This window comes from Serratia marcescens, assembly GCF_001902635.1.
GTDB classification, from domain to species: Bacteria; Pseudomonadota; Gammaproteobacteria; order Enterobacterales; family Enterobacteriaceae; genus Serratia; species Serratia marcescens_F.
On sequence record NZ_MJAO01000058.1, the window covers coordinates 1 to 1,845 of the forward strand.

Sequence of the window (1,845 nt, forward strand, 5' to 3'; positions counted from 1 at the left end):
GATTGACCCACGTCGGGCCGGAATAGGTGTTGGCACCGGTCATCACCAGCGTGCCCATCCCTTCTTTGGTCAGGCCGCCGTGGCCGGAGATGTCGTTGCTCCAAGAGTCGAGGCCGCAAAGCTTATCGCTACAGACGCGCTCGGTCGGCTTGCCTTTGTCCAGCACGGCGCCGACGCCCGGTAGATCCACCACAAACTGTGACGGGCCGTAGGCCACGCCCGTCGGATCCGGGATGCGGAATTGTTCAGGAATATCCTCGACGGTATAGAACATGCCCGGGCCGTTGATGGCTTTGCCCAGATTGATCATCCCCCAGCCGTAGATCGCGTCGATGCCCGGCGCGCCCATATCGGTGGCGGTGGTTTTCAGCACGTCGGCAATCTGTGCCGAGGTCATGTACGGGAAGCGTTGCAGCAGCACCGCCGCCGCGCCGGTCACGTGCGGCGTCGCCATCGAGGTGCCGTTTTTATTGCCATAGTCCGAAACCAGGTTAGCCGGATCGGAACCGTTGGCCACGGTGCTGTAGATTTTGCTGCCCGGCGACGACACGCAGAAACTGGCGGTATAGCCACAGCGGGAAGAGAAGCTGCTGATGGTGTAAGGCACGCTGTTGGTCGATGCCGCATCCTGCGCCACGCTGGCAACCGACAGCCAGTTTGGCGCGATATCCGGCACGAAATAGGCCAGCCCGCTGATCACATCCGGCTGGTTGTAGTTGCCGTCGTTACCGGCAGCGAACAACACCAGAATATTTTTACGCGCGGCGTCGATGGCGCCCTGATAGCCTGCGCCGGCCAGGCTGCCGAGCAGCGGTTTGACCTGATCGAATTGCTCCTGCGCATCCTTCAGCTCAAAGTGCAGCGCGTTAGGATCGCGGCCGCCGTCGGACAGGATGTCGGGGATACTGACGCCCCAGCTGTTGTTGATCACCCGCACGCCGTTTTTGATCATCGCCTGCCAGCCGGCATTGGTGACGGCGCCGTCCAGGCCGAGGAATTCACCGTAGGCCGGGCCGTCGTTGTCGTTATCGACGCTGATCACCTGCGAGTCGAAAGCCACGCCGTGCATACCGACACCATCGCGGTTGGCGGCGCTGATCCCCGCCACGTGCACCCCGTGATTGCTCAGCATGCCCTGCGAGCCGCTGTAGAAATGGAAGGTGCCGTCGAAGTAAAAGCGGTCGCCGGCGTTAATTCCTGGCCGGTGCGGATCGGTGTAGGCGCGGTAGCCTTCGGTGACCACGTTGATCAGCTTGCCGTCGCCGGCGAACTCGGGATGGCGGTTGACCGGGGTGTCGAAAATACCCACCTTCTGCCCTTTACCGGTATAACCGGCGGCGTAGGCCTCGTCGGCGTGGATCGCCCCCAGCCCCCAGTTGGCGTTGAATTCGGCGCTGCGCCAGCTGGCCGGATCGCCTGTCTGGCCGTTCACCTCATGCGGCGCCGCCTGCGCATACCCCGCCAGCGCCATGCAGCAGACCAGCGTGTTCAGCCGCCACGGTGAGCGACGAACGTTTCCTTTGCTATCAAAACCCGTTGTTGTTGTCATTTCCTTACCTTTTGCTTGTTATTGGCCGGCGCCCCAGATGCGCCGGGTTCTCATTAGCAGGATGTGAAAAAGGAACCGCCCGCAGACGGTCCCCATACAAGAATTGAATCGATGTTGCTTAGAAACGCCAGGTGAAGCCGGCGTTGACGCTGTTGTCCTGATGGTGCTGCGACAGCAGCCCGCCATACCCCAGCGACAGCGTGGCGTTCTCGTTCACCGCCACTTCCGCCCCCGCCTTCAGCACCATGCCGTCGCGCGAGACCGGCACGCTGCTTACCACGAACGGCGCGTTGCCA

Annotated in this window: 2 protein-coding genes; both read right to left on the reverse strand. The window is 62.2% G+C overall.

What is annotated here, in order from left to right:
* The coding region (locus BHU62_RS24500) for a S8 family serine peptidase (protein ID WP_171971354.1) at window positions 1–1,549 on the reverse strand (1,549 nt) is incomplete at its 3' end.
* 118 nt (window positions 1,550–1,667) lie between these two features.
* On the reverse strand, window positions 1,668–1,845 hold a 178-nt coding region (locus BHU62_RS25150; protein ID WP_139282285.1), incomplete at its 5' end, for an autotransporter outer membrane beta-barrel domain-containing protein.